This window comes from [Clostridium] celerecrescens 18A (assembly GCF_002797975.1).
Taxonomy (GTDB): domain Bacteria; phylum Bacillota; class Clostridia; order Lachnospirales; family Lachnospiraceae; genus Lacrimispora; species Lacrimispora celerecrescens.
In genome coordinates, this window is sequence record NZ_PGET01000001.1 from 1,809,733 (window position 1) to 1,829,925 (window position 20,193).

The following is a 20,193-nucleotide window of genomic DNA, read 5'->3' on the forward strand; positions in this document are numbered from 1 at the left end:
CTTACCAGTACAGCTCCCAGTCCTTTGAAAGCCTGGTAAGAGCCTCCATGTAAAAATAATCGCCCCAGGTATTGCACTCATCCACGCCACGGTTCGTACAGGTATTCTCCTTGGAATCCCTGGCGTAAGTGCCATGAAGCAGCAGTCCGTTGGATTTATTGTAATCCTTGTTGGCACAATGATCTACCAGTGCCCTTAGCATGCGGTCAGCCGCATCTAAATATACCTTAGCTTTATCTTTTTTTAAATATTTTGCCATTTCTAAGATTCCGCAGACAGCAATGGCAGAAGCGGAGGAATCTCTCGGCTCCGTGCTTCCCGAGTCAAAGTCAAAATCCCAGTAAGGAACAAGATCATCTGGCAGGTGTTCGATAAAATAATCCGTTACCCAGCAGAACAGATCCATGTATTCTGTATTTTTTAAGTACCGGTAGCTTAAGGCGATTCCATATATGCCCCAAGCCTGGCCTCTGGCCCATGCGGAGCCATTGCGATTACCCTGATGGGTCACGCCATAGGTCGGTTCCCCGGTCTCTACGTCAAAGAAATGAGTATGATAAGTGGAATGATCAGGACGAAGAATGCATTTCATAGCAGTTCTTATATGATTTTCCGCCTTTTCTTCATAAGAAGGATCTCCCGTCACTTCTGTTGCCCAGTAAAGCAATGGAAGATTTAACAGACAGTCAATGATCAGCCTGTATTCCTTCGGTTCTCCCGGATTTCCCCAGGCCTGAAGGAATTTTCCCTTCTCCCGGTAACGTTCCGCCAAATGGTCCGCTGCCAATAGAGCCGCCTTTTTTGCATGCTCATTACCGGTCAGCTTATAGGCTGCCACGCAGGATAAGCTGAATAAAAATCCCATATCATGATGGTTTACATCAATTTTATTCTCAATTCTGTCAAGAAAGCTTTCTACCTGTACTTCTGCCGCTTTCCGGAACGCTTCATCGCCGGTATGCTCATAAGCCAGCCAGATCACTCCTGTCCAGAATCCTGTTGTCCATTCTACATTTTCTGTTGCTTCATAAAATTCGTCAAAACTGTTGGAAGACTGGAATTTATCCGTAAATACTGCTAGGTTTTCTTTGACGATCATTACCGCATCATCAAGAGCTTTTTGAACCATGCCCTCTTCCATTCCAGGATAGGTTTTTATTTGTTCCAATGTTTGTGCCATATGCCTCTCCTTTCCTCCTGTTGTCCATCTTTTTGGACATAAAGGTATACCTATAGGGTGTATCAGCTTAGCCTTTGATTCCGCTGGCTGCGACGCCCTCAACAAAGAACTTCTGGCAGCTTAAGAATACAATGATGACCGGGATCAAAGAGCATACAGAGGCTGCCATGATCCATGCATAATCCGCTCCGAACTGGGATATAAACATCCGGATACCAAGCTGAATGGTCTTTAATTCTTTTGTCTTTAAATAGATCAATGGTCCCATAAAATCATTCCATACATTCGTAAAGGTAAAAATGGTCAGGGTTGCCATTGCCGGCTTACCAAGAGGAAATACGATTTTAGCAAATATACCGTACTCGTTTAATCCATCAATCCTGGCTGCTTCACATAATTCGTCAGGAATGCTGATATAAAACTGCCGGATTAAAAATACGCCGAATGCGGAAAAGGCCTGCATCAGGATTAATCCTAAGTGAGTATTGTTAAGCCCAAGCTTGGAAACCAGAATAAACTGGGGAACCATGTAAACCTGCCATGGAACGGCTATGGTCGTAACATACATAAGGAATATTAAATCTCTGCCTTTAAAACGTGTCTTCGTAAAACCGTAAGCAGCAAAGCAGCTGGTGAACAGCTGGATTACGGTCGTAATGACCGTCAGCTTGGCGGTATTGAAAAAGAAGGTCACAAGGGGCAGCTTCTTCCAGATGATTTTGTAGTTCTCCCAATGCATCGATTCCGGCCACCACGTCATAGGTATGGAAAATACGTCTTTATTAAGCTTTAAGGAAGAAATCACCATCCAATAAAAGGGCACCAGCATAAAAAGGGATAAAGCAATCAATCCCAGATACAGAAAAATGTTCAAACTCTTAGTTTTTGTTTTCATCGCTTTCCCTCCTTACATCAAATCTTTAGACCACTTCTTTTCACCAGCAAACTGAATCAGGGTGACAACAAGGACTACTGAGAACAGAACAAGTGCGCCAGCGCTTGCCGGTCCAAACTCCCAGCTTGTAAACGCCTTTTCATATATATAATTGACCAGAGTCTTAGTGGCATTACCAGGACCTCCGCCTGTCATTACGTATACGAGGTCAAATACCTTAAAGCATTGGATGGTCAGCATGATCAATACGAAGAATGTGGTTGGAGTCAGCATAGGAATGGTAATATAACGAAGCTTCTGGAAGCCGTTGGCTCCGTCAATTCCTGCTGCTTCATAAAGAGAACCTGAGATTCCCTGAAGCGCTGCCAGATACACGATCATATAGTATCCCATGTATTTCCATACGCTTACGATGGAAATAGCCACCATGGCCCATTTCACATCCACAACCCATCTGGGGGGCTTGGAAATGCCGATGAATCTCAGAAATTCATTGATTGGTCCAAAATCCGGCTGGAACAGCATATTCCACACCGCACCTACTGCTACGATGGAAGCAATATAAGGGAAATACAATGCTGTACGGAAAACTGCGATTCCCTTTAACTTATGGTTCAACAAAACTGCCAGTAAAAGTGCCAGCACTAAGGTTGGTAATACAGTAAGCAGTGCATATTGAATCGTGTGAAAAAAGGATTGAACAAAAATCCTATCATTAAAAATCTGAACGAAATTACTTAATCCTACAAATTCCATGGGGGTACGGGACCCATCCCATTTCATAACACTTAAAACAAAAGAAAAGATAACGGGAATAAATACGAAAATTGCATATCCGATTAAATTGGGTAGAATAAAGGAATAACCAATCAGGTTACTTCGGATTGCCTTCATTTGATGAGACTTCATTGTCTTTTTTGATTCTTTCATACAGGGTTAACCTCCTTTTCACCTGCTTTTTGCCACAAAAAGAGCGCCTTGCCATATGATTAGAAAAGGCGCTCTCCGGGCAATCAATTTTTTACCAGCCCTTGATCTCCGCAACACGCTTGTTCAGTTCTTCGATTCCCTGATCAACAGTATACTGCTTAATCATGATCATCTCATGAACTTCTTCAAGTACAGTTTTGATTTCAGTAATCTTTGGATCTAAAGGACGGTCAAATATATAGTGAGTATAAGTCAGTGCTTCAATATTTGAATCTCCCTCTGGGAAGAACTGTGCAGAAGCAATGGTCTTTAATGACTCTTCTGTCTGGATACCGGTAAATACGCCCTGTTCAGCTAAAATATTAGCTGCTTCTTCGCTGGTTGCAAACTTCACAAAATCCCAGGATAAGTCAGGTTCATCGGTATAAGCACTGATTCCAACAGGAGTGAGAGCTCCTACCGTGTAACCGGCTTCTGTATCAGCAGGATGTGGAATCCTTGCAATGCCCCAGTTAAAGGAAGTTTCATCAGATGCCTGAGACTGGATCATAGTTGCAATAAACCAGGAACCCATAGGCATCATAGCACACTGCTGATTTTTAAATACAGATGAATAATGGATATTTGCTGTCTTTAAAGTAGAGAAATCCTGAATATAACCATTATCCTGTAAAGCAAGAGCTTGCTCATACCATGGCTTTAAGAAGGAATAATCCTTTTCAACAACTGTGTGTTTGCCATCCTGAACAGCCCAGTTTGATACAAGTGCCTGCCAGGTGTGGTTATGTCCGCCATAAACCTTTGAACTGCCTTCACCAGAAGTCAGCTTTGCTGCAAGATCATAATACTCATCCCAAGTCATATCATTTGATGGATAAGGAACGCCTGCCGCATCAAAAAGGTCTTTATTGTAGTATAAGATATACCAGTCGGAACGATATGGAAGTCCATAGGTAGCTCCGTTATACTGAAGCTGCTCTGCTGCACCATTGTAAATGGATAAATCCAAATTATCTTTCTTCATGAAATCATCCAAAGGAAGAAGCTGATTTTTATCTGCCATCTGAAGCATGGAACCCATGTCTTTTACCCAGATTACATCTGGATCCGGCTGAGCTGCAGATAAGCTGATTCCAAGGGAATTGTTGTATTCATCGGCTGATGTATCAATAACATTAATTTCAACATCCGGATGTTTTGCCATGTAAGCATCAACTACCGTCTGGAATGTGGGTGATGTATCATAGTCCCATGTAGTAACGGAAAGTACTTTCTTTTCTCCTGTGCTTTGTGCTTTTTCATCTGATTTTGTTGTTTCTGTCTTTTCAGTTGAACCTGCAGCACTGCTCTCAGTTGTTTTGCTGCCACCACAAGCAGTTAAAGATGCGCATACCATTCCGGCTGCTAACACCATAGCTAAAACTCGTTTTAATCTCATTAGATTGAAACCTCCCTTTTTTTAGAACTACGCGCGTATGTGTTCTTTGTGGTATAAGAATAACAGATTTATGGCAATATCAAAATAAACGATTTGCATAATTCTATTATTTTTTTTACTCATAACCGTTTTTCATGATTCCAAACATATACTTTATTTAGATTCTTATACTTTTTTAAGATTAATTTTTATATTCGTTGAATTTCTGTGTAATAAAGGATATGATATTATTAAATTTATTCTCGTGAAGGCAACGAATCAAGGTCAAGCATGTTTAACTTTGACGACTGCTCACGGGGTTTAGAAAGGATCTCTGTCATGCCCCGCACATTCCAGTATAAGCTTCTTCTATATAATCTTCTGGTAGTTATAAGTATCGCCTGTGCCGTAAGCTTTTATAACTATCATTCCTATTATAAGGATGCCATTCAAAATGAAACGGAAAACTCTGTTAACCGCATACAGATTCTGTCCGACCGGATGGAAGTTGCTTATGAGGAAATGGTTAACATCATTGTAACCTGTTCAGAAAGAAAGTCTTTATTTTACACACCATCCCTAAAACAGTCGGAATACGGTGATGCTGCTTATATTAAGCTGTACGCTTCCAATGTACTGAGGGATTTCTGCGCAATTTCAGGATACAGCAAATATATCTATAAGATCACTCTTTATAGTAACGGAGAAATCCTGCAAGCAGGAAACGCCTACGGCTCCTCTTTCGATTATAGAGACATCCAAAATGCGCCCTGGTTCCACGATATGCTTTCCAGAGAAAATACCCAGTATCTTCTCTCCCTGGAGGACAACCCTTTTTCTCCAATGAATTACACCCCTAAGCTGCTCCCTCTTCTTAGACCATTAAAATATTCCTCAAGCAGTAATCCGGAGGATGCCTGGATATTTCTGGCCATTTCTCCCCGCCTGTTTTCCGATACCCTGGAAAGCATGGGAGATGGGCAGATCATCTTTGCATCCACTTTAGATGGAAGTATCATTTCTTCTGTGAATGGAAAGGATTATGATGTCTCTGATCTGCTGGTCACTCTTAGAAACTTAAAAGACCCTCAGGGCAATTTCCGAACTTTGCTGAATGGAAAGGATTGTATCATATCCTATCAGAGGCAATTAATCAGCGGTCTGATCTTTTTTCAGATCCTGCCAATTTCAGACCTTAACCTTGACCATGGCATGATTGGGGGTACCATTGCTCTCATATTCTTTTTCTGCTGTACCATTGGCTTAACCTTGTCCTGGTTTATATCCCGCCAGCTAAGCGCTCCTATCAGCCGTTTGAAAAAACGTCTGGAATTCATCTCCATGGGAAATTTCGAACCGGACCGCTCCATTGAAACAGATGATGAAATCGGAAGCATAGGAAAGCAGATCAACCAGATGTCTGACCGGATCTCCGATCTTTTGGAAACCAGAGTTCAAAGTGAAAAAGAAAAAAAGGATTTGGAAATTAAAATGCTTCAGGCCCAGATCAATCCTCATTTTCTATACAATACACTGGATTCTATCAAATGGATCGCAACCATGCAGAAAAACAGCGGGATCGTTCAGGTGGTCACTGCCCTGTCCTCCCTGCTAAAGAACATGGCAAAGGGATTCAACGAAAAGGTAACCCTTCGTCAGGAATTGGATTTTTTGCAGAATTATGTTATTATAGAGAAAATCCGATATATTGAACTTTTTGATGTAACCACAGAGGTTGATCAGGAAGTTTTATACGATGCGAAAATTGTGAAGCTGACCCTTCAGCCCATTGTGGAGAACGCCATCTTTAACGGAATCGAACCAAGCGGAAGAAACGGGCTGATACAGATACACGTTTTTGCTGAAAACAGTGTTCTTTATATTACGATAAGAGACAACGGCATCGGCATTTCTCCAGAAGGCATTGAAACGCTGTTAACTGATACTTCCCGCATCACGAGAAGCAATATGAGCGGAATCGGGCTTCCAAACGTGGACCGGAGATTAAAGCTGGTTTACGGAGAAGAATACGGAATAAAGCTGGAAAGCGAATTAGACCAATACACATTAATTACCATTGCCCTTCCTTTGGAATTTTAAGAAGGGCTGACAAAGGGGTATAAAGACAGCATGTATCGAATTATAATTATAGACGATGAGCCACTCATCCTGGCGGGCATCGCTTCCCTGATCATATGGGAAAACTATGAGTGCACGATTATAGGAAAGGCGACCAACGGTCCTTCCGCCTATGAGATGATCATGGATCTTCATCCGGATATCGTTATAACGGATATCCGGATGCCCGTGTTAAGCGGGCTTGATCTGGTGGAAAAATGCAAAGAAAACGGCTGTGACTTTGCTTTTATTGTATTAACAAACTTAGAGGAATTCCATCTGGTGAAAAAAGCCCTATCCCTGGGTGCCTCCGACTATCTGGTGAAAATCGATCTGAATGAAGAAGCGCTTGTGAACGCTTTGGAACGGGCCAAGGAGGCCTGCGACCTGCTGGTCAATAAGCAGAACCGCCTCCTGGACAGCCAGCTTAAGAATAACCAGGAGGATCTGGCAAAGACAGAGTTCCGCCGTCTCTTTCTTTCTCAGGAGGCAGTATCTGATATTCCCGAAGAACTGGAGGAGCAGTATCCGGCTCCTTTTGTCATCCTATTTTCCTTAAGCCCAATTCACATAGACTTTGAAGCAGGCGGGGGAAGCTATGATCTGCATTCCGTCAGCAGGCAGCTTATGGATATACTGGGCGGAATCGCAGCAAGGTTTTTCTTTCATTACACGATTCTGGAATACCGGCAGGATACGTTTCTTCTTACAGCCTCTTTTAAAGAAGAAGCCTTTTCCAAAAACGTTATAAGGGAATTCTGCCAGAAGTTCAGCGTTGCTTTAAAAACTTACTTTGAACTTTCTGCCGTCTACGGCGTAAGCAGGACAAAGGAAAAGATTTCAGAACTCCCCCAGGCATTTTCAGAAGCTTTGACGGCCTTGGAGTATTACTACTTTGAATCTTCATCCCAAGTGGTTTTTTATGACGGACAGAACTCTCATTTCAGTCAAGCAAAAAAATTCAATATCAATGTTTTTAAAAAAGATCTGGCCGCTTATATAAGCCAGAACGACAGTGAAAAGCTGGCTTCCATTTTTGAAGAAATCATCACCCTGTTCCGGGAAAACAGACCCCGCAAGGAACAGGCCACCAGCGCCTGCATTAACATTTACACCTATCTCTATTCATTTTTTGAAACAGGGGATGACAGCTATCAGGAGATCTTTCCTTATACCATTAACATTGCAGAGCAGCTGAATCATTTTAACAGCCTGGAGGACATTCTGGAATGGCTGAGAAGTTTCTGTCAGAAGCTGTGCCGTCTTTTGGAGGACCGGAAATCCACTCGTTCCGACAAGCTGGTGGATCTGGCCAGAAGCTACATCAAGGAGCACTACATGGAAAAGCTGACTCTGGCCGATGTTGCCGAAGCTTTAAACATAAGCTCCGGACATTTAAGCAATACTTTTAAAAAACTTACAGGAACTACCCTGTCAGACTATATTGCCCAGGTTAAGATTCAGCATGCCATGGAGCTTATAGATACCCACCAGTACCTGATGTACGAAATCTCTGATAAGCTTGGCTTTGATAATCCTTATTATTTCAGTAAGGTATTTAAAAAGGTTACGGGCATATCGCCGAGAGAACACGAAAACCGGGTCACTTATCCATTTACAGACGAAGGGAGTTAACTATGCCTCCAGTTAATCTTTTGATCAAACCGTCCTCCGGCATGTGCAACATGCGATGTCAGTACTGCTTTTATCACGATATTACGGAAAAGCGAACACAAGGCTCATATGGCTTTATGTCAGAGAAAACTTTAAAGAATGTCTTAAAAAAAGCCCTGGACCACGCAGACACTGCCTGCACCATTGCTTTTCAGGGAGGAGAACCTACTCTGGCCGGTCTTCCTTTTTTTGAACAGGCCGTAAGGTTATCAAAGGAATATAATAAGAAAAATTTAGAAATACATTTCGCCCTTCAGACCAACGGCTATAATCTGGGCCCGGAATGGGCGGAATTTTTCGCCAGAGAACATTTTCTGGTTGGAATCTCCGTAGACGGGACCATACATACCCATGATGCTTACCGGAAAAACGGAACCGGCAGTGCCACATTTTTAAACATCATGAAAACAGTGGATAGCTTCAACAGGTATGGAGTGGAATATAATATCCTCACAGTGGTAAATAAAAGAACCGCAGCCTCCATCAAAAAAATATATCAATACTATAAGAAAATGGGCTTTTCTTATCTCCAATTCATTCCCTGTCTGGATCCCCTGGAGGCTGCCCCTGGTACTATGGAATATTCTCTTACACCGGAATTATACGGACAATTCCTCTGTGACCTGTTTGACTTATGGTATGAGGATTTTAACGCCGGAAAGGAAATTTACATCCGACAGTTTTATAATTACCTCTCACTTCTATTGAACGGAAATGCAGAATCTTGTGACATGAACGGTTTTTGCAGCATCCAAAACGTCATCGAAGCCGACGGCGAGGTATATCCCTGTGACTTCTTTGTTCTGGATGAATTTAAGCTGGGGAATTTAAACGATACCGGTTTTGATGAAATACACAAAAAAAGAATGGAAATCGGTTTTCTCTCTAACCAGAAAGCGCCTGACAGCCAGTGCCAGAACTGTTCTTACTTTGCTCTGTGCAGGGGAGGCTGCTACCGGCACCGTATCATGTCCATGGAAAAAACCTGCCGTAATTACTTCTGCAAATCCTATCAGTTGTTTTTTGACCATTGTCTTCCAAGGCTTATGCAGACAGCAAGAAAATTAAATCATCTATGAAAAACGTTTTAAAGTAAGATATAAAATTCTGGGGAAAGATCATTATCTGGTCTTTCCCCTTTTCTGTATTCTGAAGCATGTCTTGGGCATGTCTGGATGAACTATCTTCTGATCGCTTTGACTTCAATTCCGTTTAATTCAGTTCAGATGACTTGACATACTTAGATTGTCTAGGTATAATGATTACAATACTTAGATCACCTAGGTATAGCGTCAGGAGAATGACAAATTCTGAGAAAGGGGAAATCCTATGGACAAACGCTATATGGCTCTCGGCACTTCTATGCTGGTGCTGAAGCTTCTGAAAGAGCAAAGCATGTACGGGTACCAGATAATTCGTATACTGGAACAGCAAAGCCAGAATGTATTTCAGCTTCAGGAAGGCACACTCTACCCAATTCTGCACACTCTGGAACAACAGGGAGCAGTCACCAGTTATCATCAGACTGCAGACAATGGCCGCAGCCGCAAATATTATGCAATTACCTCTTATGGGCAGAAGATGCTGGAAGAAAAATCAAAAGAGTGGAAGGTTTACCAGACTGCCGTCAACCAGGTGATGGGAGGTGTTTTATTTGAATAAAAAAATCTCTGATTCTGCAGTCACCCATTTTCTTGAAGATGTAACTGACCAGATTTCTTATAAACCGTTACGTCCCTCCATTCATCAGGAGCTGGAATCACATATTAAGGACCGGATTGAGGAGTATGAATCCCAGGGCCTATCTCTTGCTGATGCAGAGCGTAAGGCTCTTCGCGGCATGGGGGATGCAATTGCCATTGGTACCGGACTGAATGAGGCCCACAAGATTCAAAAATCCCCTAGACTTGCCTTCATCACCGCTTTACTGCTTCTGACAGGCTTTGTTCTCTCCTGCTTTTTCCGATGGACGCCGGAGCAGATGTCAAATGGCTATCTTTACTACATACCAGGAGGGATTCTGCTTGTATTTACAGTATTAAAGGGGTACCCCCTCTTAATCCGGCACAGAAAGATTCTGGCATCATCTATATGCCTGCTGTATCTGGCTCAAATAGTGATATTTTTCCTGTCACACTTTAGCGGTAGACGGTTTGGGGTTGTAAGTACTGCCTATTTTGCCACATTACTGTTAGTTCCAGTGATCACAGTGCTGCTGTATTGTTCCCGCCATAACAGGAAGAAATTTCTGACAGCCGCTCTTGTGTGCGCCGGAACATGGATGCTTCTCATGTATACATCCGGCCTGTATCTTATCAGTGATACTGCAGCAGCCATTTTTCTGCTGAGTATACTTGGAACCGTGTGTTTTATGATTCACCGCGGGATTCTTTCCGGTAAGAAGAAATATCTTTATTCCTGTACACTGGCATTTCTTGTTCTTCTCGGAAGTCCGCTTTTTTTAACATCTTCCGGCCGTGAAAAAATAAAAGCTTTTGTAACTCCACAGTCTGCGATTTACACCACCTGGGATGATACGTACAATGGAATATTGATTCAGGAGCTGCTTTCAAGAACTTCTCTTACTCACGGCCTTTTACTCTCCCCGGAGGAAATGATGGATTACGGTACCGGTGCATGGTATTTCGCTTCCCGTGATCCGCGGCATATTGGCATAGTAGGCATTCATACCGACAAACAGCAGCAGGAATTTCAGGAGAAAGTGGAGGCAATTGAAAAGCAAGGAGGAAGACCGCGATATATCCATTACCAGGCAGATGATGTGACCCTCTGGGATATTCTTCCTCAGCACTACCATAATAATTATTTGATTGCTGTATGTATCTTCCTGTTTGGCTGGCTTCCGGGGCTGGCTATGATAGGAACCATTGGCCTGTTTTATTGGATCCTTTTTTCATACATCAGACGGATCCATGGGAATCTGGCTTCATCTCTTGCTTTTTGCTGTGGTCAATGCTTGCTTTGGCAGGGAGTATTTTACCTGTTGGGAAACTTTGGTTATCAATATGCGATTTTTCCCAATCTTCCCTTGATTTCAGAGGGGCAGCTAAGCATACTCCTCAATATGTTACTTCTTGGGCTTGTTTTTTCAGCATACCGTTATGACCACGTAATAGAAGAGCCTGTAAATTACAGGCCAATCACATCCGGCTGAATGACCGGGGCAATAATTTTCATCTTTTCATTTTATAATACAAGATGCTATGACTACTATCAATATTAAGTTAATTTCATTCCGGCAATAAAAAAACTACCAACTTAATATTGATAGTTTTAATGTTAACAATTAAAATCAAAAACCTACTCTTTTGGATTCGGCTCCGGGAGCCATGAAGTATTTAAGTCAGTTCCTTTAAAAACCCGCCTCAAACCATAAGATTTTTGCATATACATATCATCATCAGGATAATAGCAAGTATCTTCACTTTGATTAGTTCCAATGTCCAAAATTGCCAAAACCTCGTCACTGGAATTATAGAATGTATGGGCGATATTTTTCCCTGCCGGTTTTGCTATAAAGTCTCCCTGTTTTATGGTTCTCTCCTCTTCGTTTAAGCGTAAAGTTCCAGTACCGGAAAGGATCATAAAAAACTCTTCCTGCTGTGAATGACTATGATATCTCGTACTGTATGCTTTAGGCGGAACATAATCAATATTCACATAAATCTTCTGACTTCCGGCAGCCTCCCCCAATAGCTTTGTTACCAAACCGATCTCATCATCCCAAATAAACTGTTCAGGCAATTTATCCACGTTAAAGATATCCAATTAAAATTCTCCCTTCGCTCTTTAAATCATTTTATACGAGTAGAATATCACACAGCCTGCCAACATTCAATATTAGGTTTTCAATTTATGGATGATCTGCCAATAATAAAAGCACGGTAACCCCGTGCTTTTATTTGCATATCGTTCTTATTCTGCTAAATTGACAATGTAAAAATTCGTCAGATCGTTTACCGAAAATATGGAAACTTAATCCGCATAAGTCCCTTTTGATTTAACCAACTTAGGCCGGTAACCCTGGGCCGTAAGTGCTGCCATAATGGTATTCTTATGTTCCGTTCCAAATGCTTCCATGGTTATGCGGAGTTCCACTGCCGCATTCCGGTTAATGCTGATAAACTGGTTGTGATCCAGACGGATGACATTACCCTGTTCTTTTGCAAGTAGCGCAGATATCTTTGCAAGCTCTCCTGGTTTATCCGGAAGCAGAACAGATACCGTAAAGATACGGTCTCTCTGCATCAGGCCCAGTTGGACTATGGAAGCCATGGTAATCACATCCATGTTTCCTCCGCTTAAGATAGAGACAATTTTTTTATTATCCACGTTCATGTGCTTTAATGCCGCAACCGTCAGAAGCCCTGAATTCTCCACGATCATCTTATGGTTTTCAACCATGTCAAGGAATGACACGATCAGTTCAGAATCCTCTATGGTGATGACATCATCCACATTTTCCTTGATGTAGGGGAATAGTTTTTCTCCAGGGCATTTTACAGCTGTTCCGTCTGCTATCGTGTTGACACTTGGAAGGGAAACCACCTTCCCCTGCCGTAAGGATTCCTGCATACAGTTGGCACCTGCCGGTTCCACGCCGATGATCTTGATCTTGGGATTTAACATCTTGGCCAGAGTAGAAACTCCTGTGCAAAGACCGCCGCCTCCGATGGGTACCAGGATATAATCAACAGTAGGAAGTTCCTTGATGATCTCCATGGCAATGGTTCCCTGCCCGGCTGCTACGTCCAGGTCATCAAATGCATGAATAAAGGTAAGCCCCCGTTCTTCTGAAAGCTTGTAGGCATAATTGCAAGCCTCATCAAAAACGTCGCCTTCTAATAGGACCTCCGCTCCATAGCCCTTGGTACGGTTTACTTTCATCAGGGGTGCCGTGGTGGGCATAACAATGGTTGCCGGAATGCCGGCCAGCTTTGCAGCATAGGCAACACCCTGGGCGTGATTACCTGCAGAGGCAGCAATAAGACCTTTGGATTTTTCTTCTTCAGACAGGGTGCTGATTTTATAATAAGCCCCTCTCACCTTGTAAGCTCCGGTATACTGCATATTCTCAGGCTTGAAATATACCTTATTGCCAGTCTGAGCGGAGAAATATTCACTGTATACCAGCTTTGTTTCCAGGATAACTTTGCTAACGGCTTCCGATGCTTCTTCAAATTTTTCCAATGTCAACATACTTTACGCCTCTTCTTTCTCTTCAACGTGAAACAATGCACTTACAAATTCTTTTGCATTGAATTTCTGCAGGTCATCAAGTTTCTCTCCTACCCCAATATATTTTACAGGAATTCCCAGCTCAGACTGGATAGCGACCGCAATGCCTCCTTTTGCGGTTCCGTCAAGCTTTGTAAGGATAATCCCGGTAATATCAGCAACCTCCATAAATTGCTTTGCCTGAACAAGAGCATTCTGTCCCGTGGTCCCATCCAGTACTACCAGGGTTTCCCGGTAGGCCTCAGGGTATTCCTTGTCAATGATCCGGTTGATCTTTTTTAGCTCTTCCATAAGGTTTTTCTTGTTATGCAGACGGCCTGCAGTATCACAGATTAAAAGATCCGCATGTCTGGATTTTGCCGCTGCTACCGCATCAAAAACAACTGCCGCAGGGTCGGAACCTTCCTGCTGGGCGATAATATCCACTCCGGCCCTCTTAGCCCATTCACTAAGCTGTTCTATGGCTGCTGCACGGAAGGTATCCGCTGCGGCAACGATCACCTTTTTTCCGTCATCCTTCATCTGCCCGGCCAGTTTGCCCACTGATGTGGTCTTTCCTACTCCATTTACGCCGATGATCAAAAGAACGGAATTCCGTTTTTCAAATTCATAGGCATTTTCTCCCAGATCCATCTGTTCCATGATGCTGTCCATGAGAAGCTGTTTGCATTCCATGGGATCCTTGATGTTTTGTTCTTTTACTTTCTTTCTCAAATCCTCCATAATGGACATGGTGGTCTGAATCCCCAGATCCCCCATAATCAGGATCTCTTCAATTTCTTCATAAAATTCATCATCAATGGCTGAAAAACCACTGAATATGGAATCTACGCCAGCGATGATGTTATCCCTTGTCTTCTGCAGCCCAGCAACCAGCTTACCAAAGAATCCCTTTTTCTCACCCATAGTCGGCCTCCTTAACTTTCTAAATCTTCTTCAATCAGGTTTACAGATACTAGCGTTGAAACACCCTTTTCCTGCATGGTAATACCATATAGACGGTCTGCAGATAACATGGTACCACGCCTGTGTGTAATAACAATAAACTGAGTATATTTCGTCAGTTTATGCAGGTATTTTGCAAAACGGTCCACGTTGGAATCATCAAGGGCTGCTTCGATCTCGTCAAGAAGGCAGAATGGAGAGGGCTTTAAGTTCTGGATAGCAAACAGCAGCGCAATAGCCGTCAATGCCTTTTCCCCACCGGAAAGCTGCATCATATTCTGAAGCTTCTTGCCAGGCGGCTGGGATATGATTTGAATTCCTGCTTCCAGGATATCCTCATCCTCCACCAGCTCTAATGTGCCCCGTCCTCCTCCAAAAAGTTCCTTAAATACTTTATCAAACTCCTGCCGTATTTCCCGGAACTTTTCCTCGAATTGTTTTCTCATTCCCGTATCCAGTTCATCGATGATCTTTAACAGGGTGCCCTCTGCGGCTACCAGATCATCGTGCTGGGTCTTCATGAATTCATAGCGCTCTGATACCTCTTTATAATCCTCAATGGCATTGACATTGACATTGCCAAGCTTCCGGATCTCCTCTTTTAAGGACTGGATCATTCGTTTGATCTCTGGAAGTGATGTCCATTCCTGGTTCTTTAACTCCTTTGCAGTGGAGAAAGTCAGTACATATTCATTCCACATGTAATTGACATGGTTCTCCATCCACTCATCAAGCTTTTCCTTCTGGCTTTGCAAACGGAACAGTTCCTTATCCAAAAGGCTGATCCTTCCCGTAAGCTCTTCTCGTTTTCGGAACAGTTCCTTCTGCTCTCTGGAACTGGTCTCTTTTTGTGTGGACTTCTCATTTATGATGCCTTCCAGTTCTTCTGAATATACCCTTTCTTCCGCGATCCTGCCCTTTAATACCTCAATTTCTTTTTGTTTTTCTTCGATAATGGAATTAGAACCATGCGTTCCGTTTGAAAGCCCAGAAAGCTCCTCCTCCAGACGATGGGTTTCTTCCTTTACACGCCGGATATTTTCCAGTTCAAAATCATCCTTTTGCTTTAAACTTGAGGTTTTCAGCTGGACGGACGATAAGTCCTTAGAATACTGCTCACGGTCTGCCCTGGCGGTTTCAAGCCGGCCGTTTAAACGTTCCAGTTCTCCGACCGTATCCTGATTCTGTATCTCCAGCTTATCAATGGCTGAAAGAAGCTCTTGCTGGCTGACACTGATTTCACGTATCTGCACTTCAAGCTGGCCGTTTTCCCGCTCTAAGTCTCCGTAAGATTCCTTAATTTCTTCTTTTTTATCTTCAATCCTGCGTATATTTATTTTAACCGTATTTTGCCTTAAATAAAGCTGCTGTTTTTCTGCCCGGATCTTTTCCAGTTCCTCCCTGCTTTCCCCAAGGAGTCCCTCGCTTAACACCAGTTCTTTTTCCAGCCGTTCCACATCAGAAAGAGCCTTGGAGCAGATCTCTTCCAGTTCCTCCATCTCACGCTTGCGCCCTAAAAGATTGCTGGAATTTTTAAAGGCACCGCCCGTCATGGATCCGCCTACGCTGAGAAGCTCTCCTTCCAGTGTTACGATCCTGAAAGAATACTGGAACTTTTTTGCAAGTGCAATGGCGTGTTCAATGGTATCCACCACAACCACACGGCCCAGAAGATAATTTAAAAGGCCTTTATACCGGTCTTCCGCTTCCACCAGGGTACCCGCAACCCCCAGTACTCCCGGTTCCGTAAGAGCCCTGTCCTGGCGGAAGGAATCCCTGTTGCCAACGCTGGTTAAGGGAAGGAAGGTAGCTCTTCCATACCGGTTTTTCTTTAGATATTCAATAAGCTGCTTGGCAGTTTCTTCGGAATCAGTCACAATATTCTGAATGCTTCCGCCAAGAGCGGTCTCAATGGCAATTTCAAATTTTTTCGGTACCTTGACCAGATCCGCTACAACCCCGTGGATGCCATGGATCCTGTCCCTAACCTCCATGATACGGCGGATGCTGCCGCCATAGCCTTCATAACGCTCAGCTATATTTCTTAAAGACTCCAGCTTTGTATAACTGGTATGATATTCCTGCTGTTTGTCATTTAAGTTCTTGTTAAGCCTTTTGACCTCGCCTTCTAACTCCTCAGCCCGGTTCTCACTGAACGCCTGGGCTTCCTGGCTTTCTGAGATTTTGGCTTCTATCTCATCTGCTTCCTTTTGAAGAGCTTCCAGCCGCTCATCCTGTTCCGACTCATCACTTTTAAACTTTAAAAGCTTCTGGCAAACCTCAGAACGGCGCACATTCACCTGTTCCAGCATGGTTTCATACCGTTGTTGTTTTGCGGTTAAGGAAGCTTTTTCATTGAGGATATCAATGATGCCGCTCTTTCCTTCCTCAATCTGCTGTTCAAAAAGATGGATTTTCTCATCTTCTGAACACAGGACTACTTCTGCATCTTTCAGTTCATTTACGGCGGATTTCACCTGGTCGGCAATCAGGGAACGTTCTTCCTCATAAGTAGCAGCCTGAGACATTTTCATCTGGATTTCAGCATGAATAGCCCTCATGCGTCCGGCAATGTGCTCCGCATTCATCTGTTCCGTATTGATCTGTTCCTTTAGAACGTTGATCCGGCCTTCCAGACTTCCTATTTCCATGTTGGATTTATTTTTCTCATTGCCGGCCTTGCTGATAGCCTCTTCAAGCTCCGCTAAATATGTATCGAGAACATCATATTCTTCCCTGATGCCTTCTGATGTCTGCTTTGCCTCCTCCAGATCATGCGCTACAATGGTTTCCTTTTCCTGGTTTTCCTTCATCTGTACCTGGATTCCCTCGGTCTCCATCAGGAATTGGTTAACATCATACTTTTTTAAATCTTCTTTTAATCGCAGATATTCCTTTGCCGCCTCAGATTGCCTTGCCAGGGGGCCCACCTGCTTTTCAAGCTCTGTGAGGATGTCATTGACACGGATGAGGTTTTGTTTTTCATCTTCAAGCTTCTTCTGGGCAATGAGCTTGCGCCGTTTAAATTTAACGATGCCGGCGGCCTCATCAAATAATTCTCTTCGCTCCTCCGGCTTACCGCTTAAAATCTTATCAATCTGGCCCTGGCCGATAATGGAATAGCCTTCCTTACCGATTCCGGTATCATAGAACAATTCATAAATATCCTTTAAACGGCAGGCACTGCCATTGATCATGTACTCGCTTTCGCCGGAACGGTAAACCCTTCTTGATACTGTTACCTGGTCGTAATCAATGGCCAGATGATGATCGGAATTATCAAGGGTAATGGCAACATAGGCAAAGCCCTGAGGTTTTCTCAGTTCAGTTCCGGAGAAAATCACATCCTGCATGTTGGAGCTTCGAAGCTGCTTTACCTTTTGTTCACCAAGCACCCAGCGCACGGCATCGGCGACATTGCTCTTGCCGCTGCCGTTAGGGCCTACGATGCCGGTGATCCCATTATGAAATTCAAAGACGATCTTATTGGCAAAAGATTTAAAACCCTGGATTTCAATACTTTTTAAATACATAGTTCACGCCGACAGGCTCTACTGGACCTGCCCTTTCTTTTCCTTATTATTGTCCATGCTCTTTGGACATAGAGGTATACCCGCAGGGTGTTTCCTTATTATTAAGGCGGAGAATCCCATGATAGGCGGCCACCTGCTCCGCCGCTTTTTTTGTCCGTCCGGTCCCCTGACCGATTATCTCCTGGCCTATAAGGACTTGAGACTCAAATACCTTGTTATGATCCGGTCCCTCTTCCCGTAAAAGCTCATAGCTTAAGGGCTCGTCCGTCTTACTCTGCACGATCTCCTGTAAGATAGTCTTGCTATCATAAAAGAGCTGCTTATGTTCCAGATCATTCATGATGAATCGAAGGATAAACTCTTTTGCATTAGCAAAACCACCGTCCAGATAAATGGCCCCAATCAGCGCTTCCATAGCATCAGATACGATCGATGCACGTCCTCTGCCTCCGGTGGCTTCTTCCCCCTTGCCCAAAAGCAAGTATTCTCCAAGCCTTATATCCTCTGCACAATAGGCAAGAGTCGGTTCACAGACGATGCTGGCACGTATCTTTGTCAAATCCCCCTCCGGCTTTTCCGGATACTTGTGATACAGACAGTCACTGGAAACTACTTCCAGCACAGAGTCTCCCAAAAATTCCAGGCGTTCGTTGCACTCCAGCTTATTTAACCGGTGTTCATTGGCATAGGAGCTGTGTGTCATGGCCTGTGTCATGAGATGGCTGTCCGAAAAACGGTAGCCGATACGCTCCTCCAGTTCTTTTAATTTCCTGCTCATTATACACCTCTTCTCATTATGAAAGAAGGTGCTGCGGACAGACCAAAAAGTCCCCGGCAGCACCCACATCTATTAATTTAAAGCATTCTTGATCTGTTCTACTGCATCACTGACACTTACGATGTTTTCTGCCACTTCTGTTGGAATCTCAATATCAAATTCCTCCTCAATGCCCATAATGATCTGGAACACATCAAGGGAATCAGCGCCAAGGTCATCCACAAATGTGGAGTTCATGGACACCTCATCCGGCTCAATATTTAACACCTCTGCAATTATGTTCTGTAGCTTCTCAAATTCCATCTCTTTTCCTTCCTCTCTCCTATTCTTGATTTCCTTATTCCTGCCCATTCTTTTTGGGCATAGCGGTATGCCCGGAGGGCGTTTCATCATTCTTTTTAAGACTTTCTCTTATCTTATCATTAATTCCCTGTTCTTTGAAGGTCACGCACTGAAGTATGGAGTTCTTCACTTCTGTTGCCTTTGAATTCCCATGGGTTTTTACAACCAAGCCATTCAGTCCCAGAAGCGGCGCTCCACCGTGCTGAGATGCATCAAATGATTTTAGGCTTTCCTTCAAAGCAGGTTTTACAAGCAGAGCTCCGATTTTGCTCCTCAAACTTCCCATCATACCGCGTTTAACCTTATCGATTAAGGTTGCTCCTACTCCTTCGTAAAGCTTCAGGATTACATTGCCTACAAATGCCTCACATACAATGACATCTGCACCGCCATGCGGAATCTCCCTGGCTTCAATGCTTCCGGTAAAATGGATATCCTTGCACTCCTTTAACAGTGGAAAGGTTTCTTTTACAAGCGCATTTCCCTTTTCCTCTTCTGCGCCGATATTAACGATAGCCACTCTTGGATTCTTTATTCCCACTACATGCTCCATGTAAAGGGATCCCATCCTGGCAAACTGTACCAAATGGGATGGTCTCGCATCCACATTGGCTCCGCAGTCAATCAGCAGGGAAACGCCTTTTTCCGTTGGGATAAGCGGTGCAAGCGGTGGTCGTTCCACCCCTCTTATCCGTCCGACAATCACCTGTCCGCCAACCAGTATAGCGCCCGAACTGCCAGCCGATACAAAAGCATCCGCCTCCTTCTGTTTTACCAGATTCATTCCCACAACGATGGAAGAATCTTTCTTCTTTCGTATGGCGTTAACCGGAGGTTCATCCGTCTCGATTACCTCTGACGCATTCACAATCTGTATCTGATCCTTTTGAAACGTATGCTTCTTCAGTTCTTCCGATACAATTTGCTCCTGCCCTACTAAGAGAACCTGGACTTCTTTATTCGCGTTTACCGCCTCTACGGCTCCGGCAACCATCTCCACCGGTGCATAGTCGCCGCCCATGGCGTCAACAGCTACTTTTATCATCATGATTCTCCTTTCACATATCGCCTAAGATAATCTATTACATAATATACTAAATATTATACTATAAATCAATAATA

16 protein-coding genes are annotated in these 20,193 nt (G+C 43.5%); 5 read left to right on the forward strand and 11 right to left on the reverse strand.

All coding sequences use genetic code 11. From position 1 onward, the window contains the following. Nucleotide 1 precedes the first annotated feature (1 nt). From H171_RS08570 to H171_RS08585, 4 genes are all read right to left on the reverse strand, one after another. Nucleotides 2-1,180, reverse strand: a complete 1,179-nt coding sequence (locus H171_RS08570; protein ID WP_100304756.1) for a glycoside hydrolase family 88 protein — start codon at nucleotides 1,178-1,180, stop codon at nucleotides 2-4. 67 nt (nucleotides 1,181-1,247) lie between these two features. Then, nucleotides 1,248-2,075: a carbohydrate ABC transporter permease gene (locus tag H171_RS08575; RefSeq protein ID WP_100304757.1), complete on the reverse strand. Its 828-nt coding sequence runs from the start codon at nucleotides 2,073-2,075 to the stop codon at nucleotides 1,248-1,250. Nucleotides 2,076-2,087: 12 nt separating this feature from the next. Next, complete coding sequence (locus H171_RS08580; RefSeq protein ID WP_166433670.1) at nucleotides 2,088-2,984, reverse strand: carbohydrate ABC transporter permease; 897 nt, start codon at nucleotides 2,982-2,984, stop codon at nucleotides 2,088-2,090. Between the two features lie 112 nt (nucleotides 2,985-3,096). Further along, a complete protein-coding gene (locus tag H171_RS08585) occupies nucleotides 3,097-4,443 on the reverse strand; it encodes an ABC transporter substrate-binding protein (RefSeq protein WP_100304758.1) in 1,347 nt (448 codons plus the stop codon). Between the two features lie 318 nt (nucleotides 4,444-4,761). Here H171_RS08585 and H171_RS08590 point away from each other — a divergent pair, with 318 nt between their 5' ends. From H171_RS08590 to H171_RS08610, 5 genes are all read left to right on the forward strand, one after another. After that, the gene (locus tag H171_RS08590; RefSeq protein ID WP_100304759.1) at nucleotides 4,762-6,522 is read left to right on the forward strand and encodes a sensor histidine kinase; all 1,761 of its coding nucleotides are present in this window, start codon (nucleotides 4,762-4,764) and stop codon (nucleotides 6,520-6,522) included. A 30-nt stretch (nucleotides 6,523-6,552) separates the two neighbouring features. Further along, entirely contained in the window at nucleotides 6,553-8,175 is a 1,623-nt protein-coding gene (locus H171_RS08595; protein ID WP_100304760.1) for a response regulator transcription factor, read from the forward strand. 2 nt (nucleotides 8,176-8,177) lie between these two features. Then, entirely contained in the window at nucleotides 8,178-9,293 is a 1,116-nt protein-coding gene (locus tag H171_RS08600; RefSeq protein ID WP_100304761.1) for an anaerobic sulfatase maturase, read from the forward strand. Between the two features lie 250 nt (nucleotides 9,294-9,543). Next, complete coding sequence (locus H171_RS08605; RefSeq protein WP_100304762.1) at nucleotides 9,544-9,876, forward strand: PadR family transcriptional regulator; 333 nt, start codon at nucleotides 9,544-9,546, stop codon at nucleotides 9,874-9,876. Continuing rightward, entirely contained in the window at nucleotides 9,860-11,389 is a 1,530-nt protein-coding gene (locus H171_RS08610; RefSeq protein WP_242976917.1) for a permease prefix domain 1-containing protein, read from the forward strand. The genes H171_RS08605 and H171_RS08610 overlap by 17 nt, the downstream gene beginning before the upstream one ends. A 146-nt stretch (nucleotides 11,390-11,535) precedes the next feature. On the opposite strand, the gene H171_RS08615 is transcribed toward H171_RS08610, so the two are convergent. From H171_RS08615 to plsX, 7 genes are all read right to left on the reverse strand, one after another. Further along, nucleotides 11,536-12,003, reverse strand: a complete 468-nt coding sequence (locus H171_RS08615; RefSeq protein ID WP_100304764.1) for a cupin domain-containing protein — start codon at nucleotides 12,001-12,003, stop codon at nucleotides 11,536-11,538. A 207-nt stretch (nucleotides 12,004-12,210) separates the two neighbouring features. Then, nucleotides 12,211-13,434, reverse strand: a complete 1,224-nt coding sequence (gene ilvA / locus H171_RS24430) for a threonine ammonia-lyase (RefSeq protein WP_186422697.1) — start codon at nucleotides 13,432-13,434, stop codon at nucleotides 12,211-12,213. Between the two features lie 3 nt (nucleotides 13,435-13,437). Further along, the gene (gene ftsY, locus H171_RS24435; protein ID WP_186422696.1) at nucleotides 13,438-14,379 is read right to left on the reverse strand and encodes a signal recognition particle-docking protein FtsY; all 942 of its coding nucleotides are present in this window, start codon (nucleotides 14,377-14,379) and stop codon (nucleotides 13,438-13,440) included. Nucleotides 14,380-14,390: 11 nt separating this feature from the next. Further along, the gene (gene smc / locus H171_RS08625) at nucleotides 14,391-17,951 is read right to left on the reverse strand and encodes a chromosome segregation protein SMC (protein WP_100304765.1); all 3,561 of its coding nucleotides are present in this window, start codon (nucleotides 17,949-17,951) and stop codon (nucleotides 14,391-14,393) included. Between the two features lie 46 nt (nucleotides 17,952-17,997). Beyond that, a complete protein-coding gene (rnc, locus tag H171_RS08630; protein ID WP_100304766.1) occupies nucleotides 17,998-18,729 on the reverse strand; it encodes a ribonuclease III in 732 nt (243 codons plus the stop codon). Between the two features lie 72 nt (nucleotides 18,730-18,801). Then, the gene (gene acpP / locus H171_RS08635) at nucleotides 18,802-19,032 is read right to left on the reverse strand and encodes an acyl carrier protein (protein ID WP_100304767.1); all 231 of its coding nucleotides are present in this window, start codon (nucleotides 19,030-19,032) and stop codon (nucleotides 18,802-18,804) included. A 34-nt stretch (nucleotides 19,033-19,066) separates the two neighbouring features. Then, the gene (gene plsX / locus H171_RS08640) at nucleotides 19,067-20,116 is read right to left on the reverse strand and encodes a phosphate acyltransferase PlsX (protein ID WP_100304768.1); all 1,050 of its coding nucleotides are present in this window, start codon (nucleotides 20,114-20,116) and stop codon (nucleotides 19,067-19,069) included. Nucleotides 20,117-20,193: the final 77 nt, after the last annotated feature.